At 34.8% G+C, this 19,114-nt stretch carries 17 protein-coding genes; 8 read left to right on the top strand and 9 right to left on the bottom strand.

The annotated features are described in order from the left end of the window. Window positions 1–78 precede the first annotated feature (78 nt). Both QOX03_RS07450 and QOX03_RS07445 read left to right on the top strand, forming a co-directional pair. Window positions 79–1,440 carry an ATP-binding protein gene (locus QOX03_RS07450; RefSeq protein WP_283670626.1) on the top strand — a complete coding sequence of 454 codons (1,362 nt, stop codon included), beginning with the start codon at window positions 79–81 and terminating at the stop codon, window positions 1,438–1,440. Further along, on the top strand, window positions 1,430–4,789 hold the full coding sequence (locus QOX03_RS07445) for a helicase-related protein (protein ID WP_283670625.1): 3,360 nt from the start codon (window positions 1,430–1,432) through the stop codon (window positions 4,787–4,789). The genes QOX03_RS07450 and QOX03_RS07445 overlap by 11 nt, the downstream gene beginning before the upstream one ends. Window positions 4,790–4,886: 97 nt before the next feature. Here the strand turns inward: QOX03_RS07445 and groL are convergent, their stop codons facing one another. From groL to miaB, 9 genes are all read right to left on the bottom strand, one after another. After that, complete coding sequence (groL, locus tag QOX03_RS07440; RefSeq protein ID WP_119057757.1) at window positions 4,887–6,530, bottom strand: chaperonin GroEL; 1,644 nt, start codon at window positions 6,528–6,530, stop codon at window positions 4,887–4,889. An 87-nt stretch (window positions 6,531–6,617) separates the two neighbouring features. Continuing rightward, window positions 6,618–6,896, bottom strand: a complete 279-nt coding sequence (locus QOX03_RS07435; RefSeq protein WP_119057758.1) for a co-chaperone GroES — start codon at window positions 6,894–6,896, stop codon at window positions 6,618–6,620. Window positions 6,897–7,098: 202 nt separating this feature from the next. Further along, the gene (locus tag QOX03_RS07430) at window positions 7,099–9,627 is read right to left on the bottom strand and encodes a reprolysin-like metallopeptidase (RefSeq protein WP_283670624.1); all 2,529 of its coding nucleotides are present in this window, start codon (window positions 9,625–9,627) and stop codon (window positions 7,099–7,101) included. A 77-nt stretch (window positions 9,628–9,704) separates the two neighbouring features. Continuing rightward, window positions 9,705–10,076, bottom strand: coding sequence for a preprotein translocase subunit SecG (gene secG / locus QOX03_RS07425; protein ID WP_283670623.1), 372 nt, complete (start codon window positions 10,074–10,076; stop codon window positions 9,705–9,707). Next, the gene (locus QOX03_RS07420; protein WP_283670622.1) at window positions 10,077–10,805 is read right to left on the bottom strand and encodes a DUF8458 domain-containing protein; all 729 of its coding nucleotides are present in this window, start codon (window positions 10,803–10,805) and stop codon (window positions 10,077–10,079) included. Further along, window positions 10,805–11,311, bottom strand: a complete 507-nt coding sequence (locus QOX03_RS07415) for an LptE family protein (protein WP_283670621.1) — start codon at window positions 11,309–11,311, stop codon at window positions 10,805–10,807. The genes QOX03_RS07420 and QOX03_RS07415 overlap by 1 nt, the downstream gene beginning before the upstream one ends. Beyond that, window positions 11,301–12,548, bottom strand: coding sequence for a sigma-54-dependent transcriptional regulator (locus QOX03_RS07410; RefSeq protein ID WP_283670620.1), 1,248 nt, complete (start codon window positions 12,546–12,548; stop codon window positions 11,301–11,303). The genes QOX03_RS07415 and QOX03_RS07410 overlap by 11 nt, the downstream gene beginning before the upstream one ends. Before the next feature lie 5 nt (window positions 12,549–12,553). Next, window positions 12,554–12,808 (bottom strand): hypothetical protein, encoded by a 255-nt coding sequence (locus QOX03_RS07405; RefSeq protein ID WP_119059222.1) that lies wholly within the window; start codon window positions 12,806–12,808, stop codon window positions 12,554–12,556. 5 nt (window positions 12,809–12,813) lie between these two features. Continuing rightward, window positions 12,814–14,247 carry a tRNA (N6-isopentenyl adenosine(37)-C2)-methylthiotransferase MiaB gene (gene miaB / locus QOX03_RS07400; RefSeq protein ID WP_283670619.1) on the bottom strand — a complete coding sequence of 478 codons (1,434 nt, stop codon included), beginning with the start codon at window positions 14,245–14,247 and terminating at the stop codon, window positions 12,814–12,816. 227 nt (window positions 14,248–14,474) lie between these two features. Between miaB and rpsL the strand changes: the two genes are divergently transcribed. The 6 genes from rpsL (at window position 14,475) to rplD (ending at window position 19,111) form a co-directional block, all read left to right on the top strand. After that, window positions 14,475–14,849: a 30S ribosomal protein S12 gene (gene rpsL / locus QOX03_RS07395; protein WP_119057766.1), complete on the top strand. Its 375-nt coding sequence runs from the start codon at window positions 14,475–14,477 to the stop codon at window positions 14,847–14,849. An 18-nt stretch (window positions 14,850–14,867) separates the two neighbouring features. Continuing rightward, complete coding sequence (gene rpsG / locus QOX03_RS07390) at window positions 14,868–15,344, top strand: 30S ribosomal protein S7 (RefSeq protein WP_119057767.1); 477 nt, start codon at window positions 14,868–14,870, stop codon at window positions 15,342–15,344. Between the two features lie 7 nt (window positions 15,345–15,351). Continuing rightward, entirely contained in the window at window positions 15,352–17,481 is a 2,130-nt protein-coding gene (gene fusA / locus QOX03_RS07385; protein ID WP_283670618.1) for an elongation factor G, read from the top strand. A gap of 5 nt (window positions 17,482–17,486) precedes the next feature. After that, window positions 17,487–17,792 carry a 30S ribosomal protein S10 gene (rpsJ, locus tag QOX03_RS07380; protein ID WP_119057769.1) on the top strand — a complete coding sequence of 102 codons (306 nt, stop codon included), beginning with the start codon at window positions 17,487–17,489 and terminating at the stop codon, window positions 17,790–17,792. Between the two features lie 72 nt (window positions 17,793–17,864). Beyond that, a complete protein-coding gene (rplC, locus tag QOX03_RS07375) occupies window positions 17,865–18,491 on the top strand; it encodes a 50S ribosomal protein L3 (protein ID WP_119057770.1) in 627 nt (208 codons plus the stop codon). After that, a complete protein-coding gene (rplD, locus tag QOX03_RS07370) occupies window positions 18,482–19,111 on the top strand; it encodes a 50S ribosomal protein L4 (RefSeq protein ID WP_283670617.1) in 630 nt (209 codons plus the stop codon). The genes rplC and rplD overlap by 10 nt, the downstream gene beginning before the upstream one ends. The last annotated feature ends 3 nt before the right edge of the window (window positions 19,112–19,114 follow it).

Genomic DNA, 19,114 nt, shown 5'->3' with positions numbered 1-19,114 from the left:
TTTGTTACAAAATAAAATAAAAATCACCCTTGTTTTGTTACAAAAATTTAGTAAATTTGGGTTTGTTTTATGATAAGAATGAATTTTAAACGACATATTTTTGATGAGTTGGTTCAATGGAAAAAGAGTTCCAATGCCAAACCGTTGATATTAAGAGGAGCTCGACAAGTAGGAAAAACGACCTTGATTCGTAGTTTCGGTGAAAGTTATACCCATTTTATAGAGCTTAATTTAGAGAAAAGCGAAGATGCTAATCTCGTAGAACGGAGCAATAGTGTGCAAGAATTGGTCAATTTTTTGGCATTAAAAAATGAAATCTCTCCAAAGGATTTTCCCCAGACACTGCTTTTTATTGATGAAATCCAGGAATCCGAAAAAGCTATTTCTTTTTTGCGTTATTTTTATGAGGACTTGCCAGAATTGAATGTCATTGCTGCGGGTTCTTTGCTGGAGCATACCTTAAAGAAAACTAAAAATTATCCAGTAGGTAGGATTAATTATCTGTATTTGTTTCCTTTAAATTTTCAGGAATATCTTGAAGCACAGGGGAAAAATAATTTGTTGGAACGATTTCGGAATGTTCCCGTTGACGACATTGCCCACGAACTTTTGATGAAAGAGTTCCACACCTATTGTATTATCGGAGGAATGCCAGAAATTATTGCCAACTATGTTGCTCATAAAGATTTATTAGCACTTCCACAGATTTATGAAAGTATTTGGAATACCTACAAAGATGATGTGATAAAATACGCAGATAGTAAATCGGAAGACAATGTGATGAAACACATCGTAAAGACCGCTGCATCATTTGTTGACCAACGGATTAAATTTCAAAATTTCGGACACTCTAATTATAAGTCGAGGGAAGTGAGCGAAGCATTCAATAATTTAGATGCCGCAAAGGTCATTCAGGTAATTTATCCTTGTACCAATGTAGAGCCACCAATTCTTCCAGATTATAAAAAATCGCCACGATTACAATTTTTGGATACTGGAATTTTAAATTTTGATTTGAATATACAAGCCGATTTGTTGCTAATGAAAGACCTTAGCGAAGCATACAAAGGAGCGATTATACCCCATATTGTTAATCAGGAAGTTTTATCTTTGAATACTACAGATTACAAAAAGACTAACTTTTGGGTTCGGAACAAAACGCAATCATCAGCAGAGGTGGATTTGCTCATTGCTCACGGAAAATTCCTGATTCCTATTGAAATTAAATCGGGGAAAACGGGAAGTTTGAAATCCTTGCATCAATTTGTGAATCAAGCCCCTCATCAATTCGCAGTCAGAATGTATGGAGGAAAATTCAACATTGAAGAAACCGTTACACCAGAAGGGAAACCTTACTTGTTAATGAATTTGCCTTATTATTTAGGGACGTATTTAAAACAATATATCAATTACTTTATCACTAAATACAATGTCGAATAATTTTATTACCAATAATAAAAAACAAAAGACACTAAAAGGAAGGTTAAACACTTTAATTTCTATTAGTGATGAGCTGAAATTCTTAGTAGGTTATTTCTATTTCTCAGGTTGGTCGGATATTTATTTGAGTCTTCAAAAAAATCCACAACAAAAATTGAAACTGCTAGTGGGATTGCAAGTTTGTAACTATTTGGGTAATATCATCGAATATGCCGAACAAGGAGAAGAAGACAGTTCAAGAGATGAAGAATTTCAAAAGTATCTTGTATCACTTGGTTTTGCTTTAAATAATGAAGAAATGGATACAGAAGACTTCTATAATCAAGTGGGATTCTTTGTACAGATGATAGAAGAAGACAGATTGGAAATACGTAAGACAGAAAACCCGAACCACTCAAAATTGTATCTCTTCAATTTAAATGAAGATCAGGCAGAAAAACAAGGTATGCCAGGACAATTCATAACCGGCAGTAGTAACTTGACTCGTTCAGGTTTACATAATCAGGGAGAATTTAATGTTGAGATTAAAGATTACGGCTATGCAGAAGCTGTTCAGTATTTTGATGAATTATGGGAAAGAGCAATTCCTATAACCGAGCATTTGGAAAACCGTAAAATACTAATTGACTTTATCAAGAATAAAACTCAAGTTGCTACAATAACACCATTTGAAGCCTATTGTCTGGTTATAAAAACCTACCTCGATCTGCAAAATCAAGAAAATGAAAAAGTGGATTTAGATAGTTTGTTAGAAAAAATTGATCTTAAAAAATTTAGTTATCAGTCAGACGCAGTAAACCAAGCGATACAAATGATAAAGGAGCACAACGGTTGTATCATTGCCGATGTAGTAGGTTTAGGAAAATCGGTTATTGCATCAATGATTGCCCGACAGATGAACAAACGAGGTATTATTATTTGCCCTCCCGGATTAATGGGGGATGCCGAAAAAAAAGACAGCGGTTGGTGGGAATATCTTGAAAAATTCGGATTACATAACTGGCAGGTTTACAGTCGGGGAAAAATAGATCAAATTGCTGACAGTATTGAAGGAAGAGACTTTGAAGTAATTGTCGTAGATGAAGCCCATTATTTTCGCAATCAGGATACAGCTGACTACGAAGCATTATCGATGATTTGCCGTGGCAAAAAAGTAATTCTTTTGTCGGCTACGCCATTCAATAATTCGCCATCAGATATTTTTTCTTTACTAAAACTATTTATTGTGCCAGGGAAGTCTACTATTTCTTTGGAGGACAATCTGGCAGGGAAGTTCAGTCGCCTGAACTATGAGTATAAGCAGTTGTCTTTTATATTTAAACATTGGAATTCTTCTGACGATAAAAAAAGAAAAATGGCAGAGAATTATTACACAACAATGGTTGATGAAAAATTGCCAATAGATATTAAAAAAGTAGAGGCCCAAACACAACGTCTTTCAAACGATATCAAGCGTATCATAAGCCCTGTAGTAATACGACGAAATCGATTGGATTTGAAACAGGATTATGTTTATGCTAAAGAAGTAGGAGATTTATCTGTTGTGAAAGATCCGAAAGAAGTTTTTTACTATCTAGATGCAGAACAAGATAAATTCTATGACAATATCATCAGTAAATATTTTGCAGAAAATGGAGTGTTTACAGGAGCTATCTATCAGCCGTTCAGCTATGAAAAAATATTAAGTGATAAACTTGATGAATTTGGAAATAGACAATACAACCAGCAGAAAAACTTATATGACTTTATGCGTCGTATTTTAGTAAAAAGATTTGAATCTTCGTTTGGTTCTTTTGAAAAATCCATTGATAGGTTCTTACAAGTGCATAGATTGGTAAAAGATTTCATTAGTAAAACTGGAAAATTTATTTTAGATCGCTCGTTTATTGATCGAATTAAAGATTTTGAAATTGAAGATATTGAAGCTAATTTGAAAAAATATGCGACAGGGGATCTCAAACGTAAAACTCCTAAAAATAATGAAGTTTATGAAATTGATACTTTCCAAAGAAGGCAAGAATTTTTAGATGATATAGATTCGGATATTAAATTATTTGAAACAATTCAAAAACGATTAAAAGAATTAAAATTAGTAGAGAACGACCCTAAGCAGAATGAAATTATAAAAAAAATAAAACATCTTTTAGCCAATGAACCAGATAGAAAAATCATTCTGTTTTCAGAATATGTAGACACAATTCATCATCTTGAAAAACGATTTAGAAAAGAATTTGGTAATGATGTTTTGATATGTGATGGTAAAGTATCAAAAGAGTTAGCTAAAAATTTAAACAGCGATTTCAATGCACAGTATAAAGGGACAAAAACAAATTATTTTAAAATATTGCTAACCTCAGATAAGCTGTCTGAAGGATTTAATTTAAACAGAGCTGGCGTTATTATCAATTATGATATTCCTTGGAATCCCACACGTGTTATTCAGCGTGTAGGTCGTATTAATCGTATAGGTTCTAAAGTGTATGAGGAATTATTTATTCTAAATTTCTTTCCTTCATTAAAAGGAGCTGATATTGTAAAATCAAGAGAAATTGCACAGCAAAAAATGTTCTTGATTCATAATGTTTTGGGAGAAGATGCTAAGATTTTTGATGAAGATGAAGAGCCTACAGCCGCTGCTTTGGGGGCAAAAATCAACAGTAATCCAGAAGAAGAAGGAGAAGTAAATACAATTACCAAAATCCGAAATCTATATGCAGATCTACAAAAGAAACATCCTGAGATTATTGCAAAAATCAGTCAGTTACCCCCAAGAGTTAAAACCGCTAAAAAACATTCCGAATACGAATTAAATGTACTAAGACGTAAAGGCTTAAGCTTGTTTGCTCAGACTGTAGGGAAAGAAGAAAACAGCACAATTAGAGAAATAGACTTTGAAGAACTTTTAGAAAAAATAGAATGTAAAATAGATGAACCTACTTTAAAACTTTCCTCAGTTTTTTGGAGTTTTTATAAAGGAATAAAAGAATATAAACCTAAATATAAAATGGGGAGAAGTGAGATGTCTCTGGAACAAAAAGCAGAGGCTAACTTGAAAAAATCACTTAAAATTTTAAAGAATTTGAATTTTGAAAATCTGAACTTCATACAAATGTTGATTAAGGATTTACGTCATTATCACACGCTTTCCACTAAAAGTATTAGACGTATTGGCGGTCAGGAGTTAACCGATGATAAAAAATCTATTAGTTCTTTTTTAGAAGAAATCACATACTTAAAACAACATCTTGGAGAAAATTATCTTGATGACGTAGAATCTAGAACAAAGAGCCGAAGTAAAGAAGTAATAATTGCTATTGAGAATAATGATTTAAAAGAATTATTTCACTAACTTAAAAATTTTTTAAGCCTTTTAAAAAAATAAGAAAACCACCCAAAAATGAGTGGTTTTCTTTTAATTTACATCGTAATTTAAATTATATCATTAATTACATCATTCCTGGCATTCCGCCACCCATGCCTGGCATACCTGCTGGCATTCCACCTTCGTTTTCATTTGGGATGTCATAAACTACGGCTTCTGTCGTTACCAACATTCCAGCTACTGACGCTGCGTTTTCTAAAGCAACTCTAGTTACTTTTGTAGGGTCTATGATTCCAGCCTCTAGCATATTTACATACTCATCGGTTTTAGCATTGTAGCCATAATCATCTTTATTTTCTTTGATTTTAGCTACAACCACAGAACCTTCACCTCCCGCATTGGCAACAATTTGTCTCAACGGCTCTTCAATCGCTCTTTTTACGATTTTGATACCAGTTTTCTCGTCTTGATTATCAGCATTCAAAGCTTCTAAAGCATTGACTGCGCGAACCAAAGCAACACCACCACCAGCTACGATTCCTTCTTCTACAGCAGCTCTTGTAGCATGTAAAGCATCATCTACACGATCTTTCTTTTCTTTCATTTCAACTTCAGAAGCTGCACCTACGTAAAGTACGGCAACACCGCCAGCCAATTTAGCTAATCTTTCTTGGAGTTTTTCTCTGTCGTAATCAGAAGTTGTTGTTTCAATTTGAGATTTAATTTGGTTAACTCTTGCCTTGATTTGTTCCTCATCGCCAGAACCGTTTACGATGGTTGTATTATCTTTATCGATAGAAACTTTTTCAGCAGTTCCTAGCATATCTAAAGTTGCAGCTTCTAGAGTATAACCTCTTTCCTCTGAAATTACTGTACCGCCTGTCAAAATAGCAATATCTTCTAGCATTGCTTTTCTTCTGTCGCCAAAACCTGGAGCTTTCACCGCAGCAATTTTTAATGAACCTCTCAACTTGTTGACAACCAATGTAGCTAAAGCTTCACCCTCAACTTCTTCAGAAATAATCAAAAGTGGCTTGCCTTGCTGAGCAACTGGCTCTAAGACAGGTAATAAATCCTTCATACTAGAAACCTTTTTCTCTACCAAGAGAATATAAGGATTTTCTAATTCTGCTGTCATTTTCTCTGAATTAGTCACAAAATAAGGTGATTGATAACCTCTATCAAACTGCATACCTTCTACCACATCTACATAAGTATCAGTACCTTTAGCTTCTTCTACTGTGATGACTCCTTCTTTACCTACTTTACTGAAAGCTTCAGAAATCAATTCACCAATTTTCTCATCATTATTAGATGAAATAGAAGCTACTTGCTTAATTTTATCTGAACTATCACCTACTTCGGTAGATTGTTTTTTCAAATCTTCTACGATGATTTCCACCGCTTTATCTATGCCACGTTTCAAATCCATTGGGTTAGCGCCAGCAGCTACGTTTTTCAATCCTTCACGCACGATGGCTTGAGCCAAAACTGTAGCAGTCGTAGTTCCGTCACCAGCTAAGTCATTGGTTTTGGAAGCAACTTCTTTTACCATCTGCGCGCCCATGTTTTCAATAGGGTCTTCTAATTCGATTTCTTTTGCTACAGAAACGCCATCTTTAGTTACATGTGGAGCCCCAAATGATTTTGCTAATACAACGTTTCTACCTTTTGGGCCCAAAGTTACCTTCACTGCATCAGCTAAAGTATCAACCCCTTTTTTTAATTTATCTCTTGATTCAATATTGAATTTAATATCTTTTGCCATAATATTTAATTTAAATTTTTGAGCATTATTATTTGCTCTGATTTTTGATTTATTTTTGTATTTGGTTTTTGATGGATTAGAGTGAGTTTACACTACTGCCAAAACATCAGACTCTCTCATGATTAAATAATCTTCACCATTTAGTTTAAGCTCCGTACCAGCATATTTACCATACAAAACTTTATCACCAACTTTCAAAGTCATAGGCTCTTCTTTTTTACCTGATCCTACAGCTACCACTTCACCTTCTTGTGGTTTTTCTTTAGCTGAATCTGGAATGATGATACCCGATGCGGTTTTTGTTTCTGCAGGTAATGGTTTTACCACTACACGGTCTGCTAACGGTTTAATGTTTAATTCGCTCATAATTTTATTAAGTTTTGTACAACTCATTCTTCATAAAGTATGCCATCAAAATTAAATTTAAGCCTTGAATAAATCTTAATTCACTTGTAATCAATAGTTTGACTGTGAATTTGTTTTTATGGATTTTAATGGAATTTTTTAAGCCTTTATAAAAATTCTGACAAGTTGTCATTTCATTTGTCAAAATTTAAATAAAGAACTGCTACTTTTTCATGAGTTTGAAGTAATATGTTTGGTTTTTTTGTTGCACCACGATGTAATATAAATCGGGTGATAGAAAATGAATGTCTAGTTGTTTGTTTTGATTTGAGCCAGACTTCACAACTTGCCCAACACGATTGTAGATAAAATAATGGTACTTTGAATTTTCTAAGCCTTGAAAAATAATGAAATCTTTAGCTGGATTGGGATGAATCTGAACAACTTTATCTTCTATAGCGTCCAAATTCATTTTTTGATAACTAAAATCACACAAATTTAAATAAGCATTTTTCACCAACCCCGTGTCTTTTTTGCTAGCATCAAAAAATTCTATTTTCCAATTTCCTTCAGCCTTTAAATTTCTTAAAAAATCAAGACGTTGTGCAGGTCTAATGGAAGCATTTAAATTTTGACAATCAGCATTTTCTGCAAAATCAGAGAATTCAAGCGATAAAACTTGTTGATTGGTGCATTGCTGATTGTATAAAACAATTTGCTGAGCGTTGGGTGCTGTCAAGACAATTTTCAAATCTCCAATGTAAGGATGTGAAACGTCTACACCTACTTGAGCTTCTTTGATTTTAAATTTATCACTAATGTTTAAACTTGCCGTAGCTGGCGGACCAAATTTCGCAGCACTTTCACCATCAGGAATCGGCATGGGGAAAGTGTTAAATGTATATTTTTTACAAACTTTTTCACTCGTGTAGCCTAAACTATAGGCCGGGCTTACTGCAAAAAAGATGTTGCCTATGGCTTCTACCATAAAGTAAACTTTTTCACTCAAAACACCTTCGGGGAGACGAAAATCAAAACGGCCATTGTTGGGTTGGTTATGGGCCAAAATTTCAAAACTCTTTCCACCATCAATACTCCACAAAATATTTACAAATTTAGTGTTGTAGGGAGCCTGATTGGTGTTGGCTATATACCACCGAAGCTGAAAATTGGAGCCAGGCTGTAGTTGAAAATTATTTGAACTAACGATGCTGAACGCTTTATCTTCTTTTTGAACAAAAATTTTAATCGCATCAGAATTATTTTGACCAAAATGTTCATTATCTCTTACAATTAAATTAAAATTTAATTCTCGAGTAACTTGCGGTAAACTCTCAAAATTATCATCAAAACGCTGCTCTAAAATCAGTGGAAGAGAAGGAAAATACCTGAAATTATTTGTATTCGGGGGGTAACTTCTAAAGAGTGGTCCTGTTTTTTCATAAGCCTGAGCAAAATGAAATTTTCGTAGTGTAGTCCCATCGGCTTGTTCCCAAGCGAAAGTTAAATTTTTAGAATCAGAACCCTGTGCCTCACCTGTTAATTTGAAAGGCGTTCCAGCTGGGATTGTATAGTCTTTTCCAGCATCAACCCTTGGCGGAGGATTTTGAATTGGCAAGAGGGAGCCTACATTTTTTTGTTTTAGATTTTCGCTCATTTGCTGTATGCTGATGAAATGGAAATAAGGGTCGCTGTGAGATTGAGCATCCATTGGGAAGCCCTCTAAACCAGCATAGCCCATAATAGTGGTTCCGCTGCCAGGCTCAAAATTGGTATCGAATCCTTCATAATGAGAAAAAGTGTGAGTAGCCCCCAGTTGATGTCCGATTTCATGAGAAACAAAATCAATATCAAAACGAGCCCCTTCAGGTTTTTTATTAGATGCAGCAGTAAAGGCTTTAGCTTTTTCACCATCTACGCCAATGCAACCGATGCAACCTGCTTGCCCCACATCTCCTTCACCAGCAAATAGATGCCCTAAATCATAGTTTTCTTCGCCAATATATAGTGAAATGATTTGCTGAACTTCATCGAGCCATTTTCCCTTAGACCCAGTAGACGCATCGCTGTAGGGGTCAGATTCAGGTTTGGTAAAAATGATTTTGTCATTATTGTTCACCAAAATGAAACGAACGGAGAGCTCAGTCTGGTAGAGAGCATTGATATTGGTAAGTGTTTGATTTATAGCTTCTAAAGCCTTTTCTTTAGTGCCGCCAAAATATTGTGTGTATTCGCCGTTGGCAGAAATAGCGATACGATACGTTCTCAATTTCTGGTCATTGGCCGCGGCAGAAGCCTGAAGTTGATGCGGAAAATGAGCATTCGCTGTCAGGCAAGTGAATTTTTTTTCAAGGCTTAAAATTTCTTCAGAATAAAGACCATTTTTATTTTTTTTAAGGCTTAAAATTTTCCCATTTTTCACCAAACTGGCTGAAATTTTTTGTGGCGAAGAACTGATGAAAATTTTATGTTCGGGATGCTGAATGTCATAGCCTTCATAAGCTTTGATCTTGGGGTATTTTTCAGCTAATTTATCTTCAAAATTAGATGTTTCTGTGATTTTGTAATGGCTGAATTCGTTTTCTACTGGGATGTAAACTTCTCCTTTTTCTAGGGCTTGATGAAATGCTGATAAATTTAATTGTAAAAGGGGTTGATTTTTATTAGAATGAGCTGCGATTGCTTGCCAATATTCTTGTGCATGAATTGCTGAAAAAAATAAAAAAATGAAAAGAATGAGAGATTTACGCATAAGTTATTCAATAAAAAAAGGTCAGCTCATTTGGCTGACCCTAAAATTATAAAATCTTTTGAAAAAGAAATATAGATTTAATTAGATTCTGGTAAACTCGGTTGAAAATCAGCTGCAGGGGCATCTTGTGGTGTTGCATCTGTAGTAGGAGCTTGTGTTGTCTCAGTCTGCTCTGGGGTTGGGGGCGTAGCTGGTATTGGTGTGGCGTTTGCCTCCTCTCTTGGCACCATGACTGTTGCTAAGATTACTAGAGCACAAATAATGGAAGATAGAGTCCAAGTGGCTTTATCTAGAAAGTCATTAGTTCTTTGTACACCAAACATTTGGCTACCACCGCCACCAAAAGTTGAAGATAAACCACCTCCCTTGGGATTTTGTGATAAAATAACAAGGACTAAAAGTACACAAACTGCAATGATTGCAATCATTAAAAATATGAATGTTCCCATTTAATTATTTTTAAAGGCTTTAATTTTTTTAATTTGGTCTGCAAAGTAACCACTTTTTTCTGGATATTTCAAACCTAAAATTTTATATGCTTGTATAGCTTTATTAAATTTACTTTGTTCAACGTAGATTTTGGCTAAAGTTTCCGTCATTAAGTCCTTATAATCAGGTTCTTTCTCTATTTGCAGAGGGTTGGGCTTATATTCTTTAGCAGGACTGATTTTTGGATTTTTTTGTAAAAAAGCTTCAATGATTTTAGACTTGTGATTGTATGGTTGATTTTCTATAGAATCTTCAGCAAAATATGTTTTTGGCTCACCGAATGTTATTATTTCTGATTCTCCCTTACGAGCATTCTCTGCCACTTTTAGCCAATCGCTAAAGGAATGAGAGGCGGTGAATTTTTTATCAGCTGTTAAATTTTCATGCTTTTCTTTGGATTTTTGCTCTGCTATTTCTTCTGCAGGAATTTCCGTAGGATTTTCAATAGAGAGTTTTTTCTTTGGGACTTGATGATGAAGGTAATTATATAAAATTCCTCGTTGAGTTGTATAGGTAGCAGCTTTGTGCAGTGTTTTTTGGAAGTGAGTATTTTTATTTTCTTTCAATAATCTACACTTCAAGAGATAAAGCGCTTGGAAGTAGGGGTGAAGCGCTATGTGCTCTTCTATCACAGCAAAGTCAGTTTCTTTTAAATCCAATGGATTTTTTAAAAGCCTTAAAATTTTCATTACCAATCTGCTACTATATCGTTATAAATCAAATCAATCAATTTTTGATTAATTTCTTGTACCATTTCATCTTCCACCATGTCAAGGCTTTGATTGGCTTCAAAATCTTCGTATTGAGAGTAAGATTTGGTAAAGCCTTTATCTTCTTCTACATTATTAATGTAATCTACTTTTATGGTAATGGTTAGTCGGTTTTTGGCTGCCCGATCGCCTGAGACGATGTTGACTGGCGTGACGTTATAATTGGTGATTTCACCAGAAATGATAATGTTTGCTTCATCAGTGTTAGTCAAGCTCATTCTTGTACGCTGGTCAAATCTCAGTTTTAAATCTTCTGTAAATTGTTGGCTCAATTTAGGGTTTTGCAAAGGAGCATAATTGGGAAACATCATAATGTTTACAGTTTGGTATCGCTCATCAAGTGAAGAGCCAGTGAAGGTGTAGCAACTCCAAAACAACAAAAATGGAAAAATTTTTAAAGCCTTAAAAAAATATTTACAAATCATACTGCTTTATTTTTCGGTATAAAGTTCTCTCAGAAATCCCTAATTCTTCGGCCGTATCTTTTCTTCGGCCATCATGTTTTTGCAAGGCTTTTTCGATTAAATTAATCTCGTTATCTTCTAAAGATAAATTTCGATTTTCTTGAATGTCTTCATATTCGAAATCTTCTATATCATTATATTGTGAGTAAGATTCTGTGGGATTTGGTTCGTAATGAATGAGAGAATCAGGGTTAGGTGGAGGTGTCACGTTACTAAAAATACGCTGCACCAATTCTGGGTTGTTTTTGAGAATGTCTCCCTTATTGTTTTGAATGATTTCTAAAGTTAATTTTCTTAAATCATTCAAATCTTTTTTCATGTCAAAAAGAACTTGGTACATCAAATCTCGTTCGTTGGCAAAATCAAACTCCTGTTTTGGCGTTGTGGCGTTACTGTGAATAGGAATCAGAGAGTGTGTTGGTAGAAATTTAGAAATTTCGTCAGCATCTAATTCTGTTTTTGTTTCTACCACAGAAACTTCTTCTGCAAAATTTCTTAACTGCCTTACGTTTCCTGGCCAAGCATAGTTTGAGATGATATTTAAGGCTTCATTATTAAGATGAATCACGGGTCTTTGATATTTATAAGCAAAATCAGAAGCAAATTTTCTAAATAATATTGGGATGTCATCTTTTCTCTCCCGCAATGCAGGAATTTGAATTTCTACGGTATTGAGACGGTAGTATAAATCTTCCCGAAATTTTCCTTTTTTCACAGCTTCCAAAACATTTACGTTAGTTGCTGCAACGATTCTTACATCTGTTTTTTGTGTTTCAGAAGACCCAACTTTCATGAATTCTCCAGTTTCTAAGACCCGAAGTAAACGAACCTGCGTGTGTAATGGTAATTCACCTACTTCGTCTAAAAAAATCGTCCCTTGGTCAGCTACTTCAAAATAACCCTTTCGAGTTTGTGTAGCACCAGTAAAAGCACCTTTCTCGTGCCCGAATAATTCAGAATCAATCGTTCCCTCTGGTATGGCACCACAATTCACGGCGATATAATTATTGTGTTTTCGAAGGCTTAAAGAATGAATGATTTTCGGGAAAAATTCTTTCCCAACACCGCTTTCACCAGTGATTAAAACAGAGATTTCTGTTGGTGCAACATTGATTGCTCGTTCAATCGCTCGGTTGAGCTGCGTGTTGTTCCCGATGATTCCGAATTTTTGCTTAACGGACTGAAACTGATCTGTCATTTAAATTATTTTGTGTAAATGAATTTATTTAATAGTCTGACGCCTGTTGATGTGTTAACGGAGGAATCTGTTTTTTTCTTGTGAGTAGAATCAGAAGAAATGGAATTTTGTGGCGATTGAATGCCATCCGTAGGAACGAAAGGAATAAATTTAACGGAGTCTATTTTTTTGACTTCATTGTACTTTGAGCCGATTAACTCCCCTTCGGTACAAGAGCTCAATAAAATAAAGAGAGACAGGGAAAAGCTGTAAATTTTCATAAATTTTAAATTTTATTTCCTAGTAATGTAGCAGATGTGCAATCTGAAGCATAAACCAAAACAAGGTCACCTATTTTTTCTTCACCTGTTTTAGGGAAAACAACTACAGCATTTTGGCTATTTCTTCCATACCAATCAGAATTGCTTTTTTTGGAGTCACCTTCAATTAAAACTTCATGTATTTTATTTAGCTGAGCTTGCATTCGTTCTTTAGAATGTTTTTGCTGTAGCTGAATGATTTCTTGCAGACGTCTTTTTTTGATTTCTTCAGGCACATTGTCTTCTAATTTTTTATGTGCAGGAGTTCCTGGGCGGTCAGAATAAGCAAACATATACCCAAAGTCATATTTTACGTATTCCATCAGAGAGAGAGTTTCTTGATGCTCTTCCTCTGTTTCGTCGCAGAAGCCCGTAATCATATCATGTGAAATAGCACATTCAGGTACAATTTTCCGTACATTGTCGATTAATTCAATGTATTCTTCTCGAGTATGCTTACGATTCATTCTTGCCAAAACACTAGTGCTACCGCTCTGCACAGGCAAATGAATATACTTGCAGATGTTATCATATTTAGCCATGGTGTGTAATACATCAGTCGTCATGTCTTGCGGATTGCTGGTAGAAAAGCGAATTCTAATATCTGGGACGGCAAGTGCAACCATTTCAAGCAGTTGTGAAAAATGAATAGCTGAAGCCTGTTGCATTGCTGAGGCACTTTTAAAATCTTTTTTCAAGCCTCCGCCATACCATAAGTAACTATCTACATTTTGCCCCAGCAGTGTGATTTCTTTATAACCTTTTTGTTGTAAATCTTTACATTCATTGATAATGGAATGAGGATCTCTACTTCTTTCTCTCCCTCGAGTGAAAGGAACTACACAAAACGTACACATATTATCACAACCTCTAGTGATAGAGACAAAGGCAGTAACCCCATTCCCACCTAATCTCACTGGATTCAAATCTGCATAAGTCTCATCTTTACTTAGAATAACGTTTACAGCCGATTTACCGCCTTCTATTTTTTCCAATAAATGGGGTAAATCTCTATAAGCGTCAGGCCCTACGACTAAATCAATTAGGTGTTCTTCTTCCAAAAACTTATCTTTTAGCCGTTCGGCCATGCAACCTAAAACACCAATCATCAGAGCAGGATTTTTAGCCTTTACCTGATTGAATTGGCTCAATCGATTTCGCACAGTTTGTTCAGCTTTTTCACGAATAGAGCAAGTATTTAAAAGTATTAAATCAGCTTCCTCAAAAGAAGTTGTGGTATAGTATCCTTCTTTCTCTAAAATTGAAGCCACAATTTCTGAGTCAGAAAAATTCATTTGGCAACCGTAACTTTCTAAGAAAAGCTTTTTGTCTCCATCATTATTGCGTTGCAAAACCTCCCCTTGTTTTTCTTCTAAAATAATTTTATTCTCCGTTAACATTCAAAAACTTTAAGTTGCAAATATAATGAATTACTGACACAATGTCAGATTTATTTTAATTTTTTAAGGCTTAAATAATAATGTATAGAAGAAGAAATTAAAAGGCTTTAAAAAAAAGATATAGAATTTATTGGCTAACTATTTGTAAATTATAATAAAACACTTACCTTTGCACTCCTTAAAAACATAAAAAGTGTTTTTTGGAAAAAAATTGAATATATTATTATATGCCAACAATACAACAATTAGTTAGAAAAGGTAGAAATAAACTCACTAAGAAGAGTAAATCGGCTGCTTTGGAGGGATGTCCTCAAAAACGTGGCGTGTGCACGCGTGTGTATACGACTACACCCAAAAAACCAAATTCTGCTATGCGTAAAGTTGCACGTGTGCGCTTAACGAATGGGAAAGAGGTGAATGCATATATTGGGGGAGAAGGGCATAATCTTCAAGAGCACTCGATAGTATTGGTGAGAGGAGGAAGGGTAAAAGATTTGCCTGGTGTGCGTTATCATATTGTTCGTGGAGCTTTAGATACCGCTGGAGTAAATGGACGTTTGCAGAGAAGAAGTAAATATGGAGCTAAACGACCTAAAAAATAATAAAATTCTGTTGAAGAAATGAGAAAGACAAAAGCAAAAAAGCGTCATTTATTGCCTGATCCTAAATTTAATGATACGTTAGTTACACGTTTTGTTAATAATTTAATGTTGGATGGTAAAAAAAGTACTGCATTTAAGGTTTTTTATGATGCAATAGATATTGTTGAGCAAAGGAAAGAAGATGATGAAAAATCAGCTTTAGAGGTTTGGAAAGATGCGCTAACGAATGTTATGCCACATGTGGAGGTGAGATCGCGTAGAGTCGGTGGAGCTACATTTCAAATTCCAATGCAGATTCGCCCTGATAGAAAAATTTCTATGGCAATGAAGTGGTTGATTAAGTATTCTCGTTCTAGAAACGAGAAATCAATGGCTCAGAAGTTAGCTGCAGAAATTTTAGCAGCAGCTAAAGAAGAAGGGGCAGCTGTTAAGAAAAAGACTGAAACTCACCGAATGGCTGAGGCGAATAAAGCATTTTCACATTTTAGATTCTAAGAATATTATGGCTAGAGATTTAAAGTTCACAAGAAATATAGGAATAGCTGCGCATATAGATGCGGGTAAAACAACTACTACCGAAAGAATTTTGTTTTATACAGGTAGAACTCATAAAATTGGAGAAGTTCATGATGGGGCTTCTACTATGGATTGGATGGAGCAAGAAGCAGAAAGGGGTATTACTATTACTTCTGCGGCTACTACTTGTACATGGGTTTTCCCTAAGGAAAACGGAAAGCCGACAGCAGAAGCAAGAGATTATCATTTCAATATAATTGATACCCCAGGGCACGTTGATTTCACTGTAGAGGTGAATCGTTCTTTGAGAGTATTAGATGGATTGGTGTTCTTGTTTAGTGCGGTAGATGGCGTGGAGCCTCAGTCAGAAACAAACTGGAGGTTAGCAGACAATTATAGCGTTCCGAGATTGGGATTTGTGAATAAGATGGATCGCCAAGGAGCAGATTTTTTAAATGTTTGCACCCAAGTTCGTGAAATGTTAGGTTCAAATGCGGTTCCAATTGTTTTGAATATTGGAGATGAAGAGGATTTTAAAGGCGTGGTTGATTTAGTTAAAAATCGAGCTATTGTTTGGCATGATGAAACTCAAGGGGCTACTTTTGATGAAATTGATATTCCTGATGATTTAAAAGAAAAGGCCCGTGAGTTAAGAGGTAGGCTGATTGAAGCAGTAGCAGAGTATGATGAAAGTCTTTTAGAGAAATTCTTTGAAGATGAATCCTCTATCACAGAAGATGAAATTCATAAAGCTTTACGTGAAGCTACGTTAGATATGGCTATCATTCCAATGGTTTGCGGTTCTTCTTTCAAAAATAAAGGAGTTCAATTTATGTTGGATTGTGTTTGTAGATATTTACCATCGCCACTTGATATTGAAGCCGTTGAGGGAACTAATCCTGATACAGGGGATATAGTAAAAAGAAAGCCTTCTGCAGAGGAACCTTTTTCAGCTTTAGCTTTTAAAATTGCTACAGATCCATTTGTGGGAAGATTAGCGTTCTTTAGAGCTTATTCAGGGCATTTAGATGCAGGATCTTATGTGCTAAATAACAGGTCTGGTAATAAAGAAAGAATTTCTAGAATTTATCAAATGCACTCTAATAAGCAAGAACCTTTAGATTACATTGAAGCAGGTGATATTGGTGCAGCTGTTGGATTTAAAGATATTAAGACTGGAGATACATTGTCTTCTGAAGATGCTCCAATCATTTTAGAAAGTATGGAGTTCCCAGATCCTGTAATTGGTATCGCTGTGGAACCTAAATCAAAAGCTGATATTGACAAGCTAGGTATGGCATTAGCTAAATTAGCTGAAGAAGATCCAACTTTCCAAGTGAGAACAGATGAGAAATCAAGTCAGACAGTGATTTCTGGTATGGGTGAACTTCACTTAGATATCATTGTTGATCGATTGAAGAGAGAGTTTAAAGTTGAAGTAAATCAAGGTCAACCACAAGTTGAGTATAAAGAAGCGATTTTAGGTACAGTGGACCACAGAGAGATTTATAAAAAACAAACAGGTGGACGTGGTAAATTTGCTGATATTGTTTTTGAAATAGGTCCTGCTGATGAAGGAAAAGAAGGGCTTCAGTTTATCAATGAAATTAAAGGAGGTAATATTCCAAAGGAATATATTCCTTCAGTTGAAAAAGGTTTTAAAGAAGCCATGAAGAATGGACCTTTAGCTGGTTACGAAGTAGATTCTATGAAAGTTACATTAAAAGATGGGTCGTTCCATCCAGTAGATTCTGATCAGCTTTCATTTGAACTAGCCGCAAAGTTAGGGTTTAAAGCGGCAGCTAAGAAAGCGAAACCTGCAATTATGGAACCTATTATGAAATTAGAAATTTTAACTCCTGAGGAGAATATGGGGGATATTGTTGGTGATTTGAATAGAAGAAGAGGCGTTCCATCTGGAATGAGTGATAGAAATAATGCAAAAGTAATTAAAGCAACTGTTCCTTTATCAGAAATGTTTGGTTATGTTACTTCATTAAGAACATTATCTTCAGGTAGAGCGACTTCTACAATGGAGTTTGAAAAATATGAAGCAGCGCCTCAAAACGTAGCTGATGATGTGATTGCGAAAGCCAACGGTTCAAACGAAGATTAAAAAAAATGAGTCAAAAGATAAGAATTAAATTAAAGTCATACGATCATAATTTAGTTGATAAATCAGCTGAAAAGATTGTAAAAACTGTAAAGACAACAGGAGCAGTGGTAAATGGACCAATTCCTTTACCTACGAATAAAAAGATATTTACAGTTCTTAGATCTCCACATGTAAATAAAAAAGCAAGAGAGCAATTTGAATTAAATGCACATAAAAGACTTTTAGACATTTATAGCTCTTCTTCTAAGACTGTAGATGCGCTTATGAAGTTAGAATTACCAAGTGGAGTAGAAGTAGAAATTAAAGTATAATAAATATTAAAATAATACATTGTAGAGTAAAAGAATGTTTTACTCTACAATTTTATCTAATAAAAAAATATAATGTCAGGAATTATTGGAAAAAAAATTGCCATGACAAGTTTATATAATGAGGAAGGGAAAAATATCCCTTGCACAATTATACAAGCTGGGCCATGTGTAGTTACGCAAGTCAGAACCATTGAAAATGATGGCTACCAAGCTGTTCAATTAGGTTTCGATGACAAGAAAGAGAAAAATGCAGGAAATGCTGCTATAGGGCATTTCAAAAAGGCAGGTACTACCCCAAAACATAAACTGGTAGAATTTTATGGTGACTTTGTTAGTGATCTTGAATTGGGACAAGAGATTAAAGTAGATTTGTTTAGTGAAGGTGAGTATGTAGATGTGACAGGTATCTCTAAAGGAAAAGGCTTTCAAGGTGTTGTGAAAAGACATGGCTTTGGAGGAGTTGGACAATCTACACATGGTCAGCATAATCGTTTGAGAGCTCCAGGTTCAATTGGTGCAGGTTCAGATCCTTCAAGAGTATTCAAAGGAATGAGAATGGCTGGTAGAACAGGAGGTAAAAAATCTACTATTCAAAACCTTTTGGTGATGAAAATAGATAAAGAGAAGAATTTAATTATAGTAAAGGGTGCTGTCCCAGGACCTAAAAATTCATATGTAGTTTTAAGAAGATGGAAATAGCAATTTTTGACATTAAAGGTAAAGAGACGAGTAGGAAAATTACTCTAGACGATAGTGTCTTTGGAATAGATCCAAGCATGCATACTGTTTATCTTGAAATTAAACAGCATCTAGCTAATAAAAGACAAGGAACACATAAAGCGAAAGAACGTGCAGAAATAGCAGGTAGTACGCGAAAAATAAAAAGACAAAAAGGAACAGGAACAGCAAGAGCTGGAGATATTAAGAATCCTTTATTTAAAGGAGGTGGTCGAGTTTTTGGGCCAAGACCTAGAAATTATAGCTTTAAATTAAATAAAGCGCAGAAGAGAGTTGCTAAAAAATCAGCTTTAAGCGCCAAGATGAAATCAAATGCTTTAAAAGTTGTTGAAGAACTGAAATTTGATGAAATTAAAACTAAGAAATTTGTTGAATTTCTATCAAATTTTGGAGCTGAAAATAAAAAATGTCTTTTTGTGTTGGGAGAATCAAATAATTTTGTATATTTGTCCTCCCGAAATTTACAGAATGTTAAGGTTGTAAATTATTCAGAATTAAATAGTTATGACATAATCAATGCTTCTGAAGTTTATTTATTTGAACATTCCGTGGAGAAAATAGAGAATAATTTAAAAAAGTAGGCA

The sequence above is a fragment of the Candidatus Ornithobacterium hominis genome, assembly GCF_951229915.1.
GTDB classification, from domain to species: domain Bacteria; phylum Bacteroidota; class Bacteroidia; order Flavobacteriales; family Weeksellaceae; genus Ornithobacterium; species Ornithobacterium hominis.
This window is presented reverse-complemented; position numbering and strand designations above follow the sequence as displayed.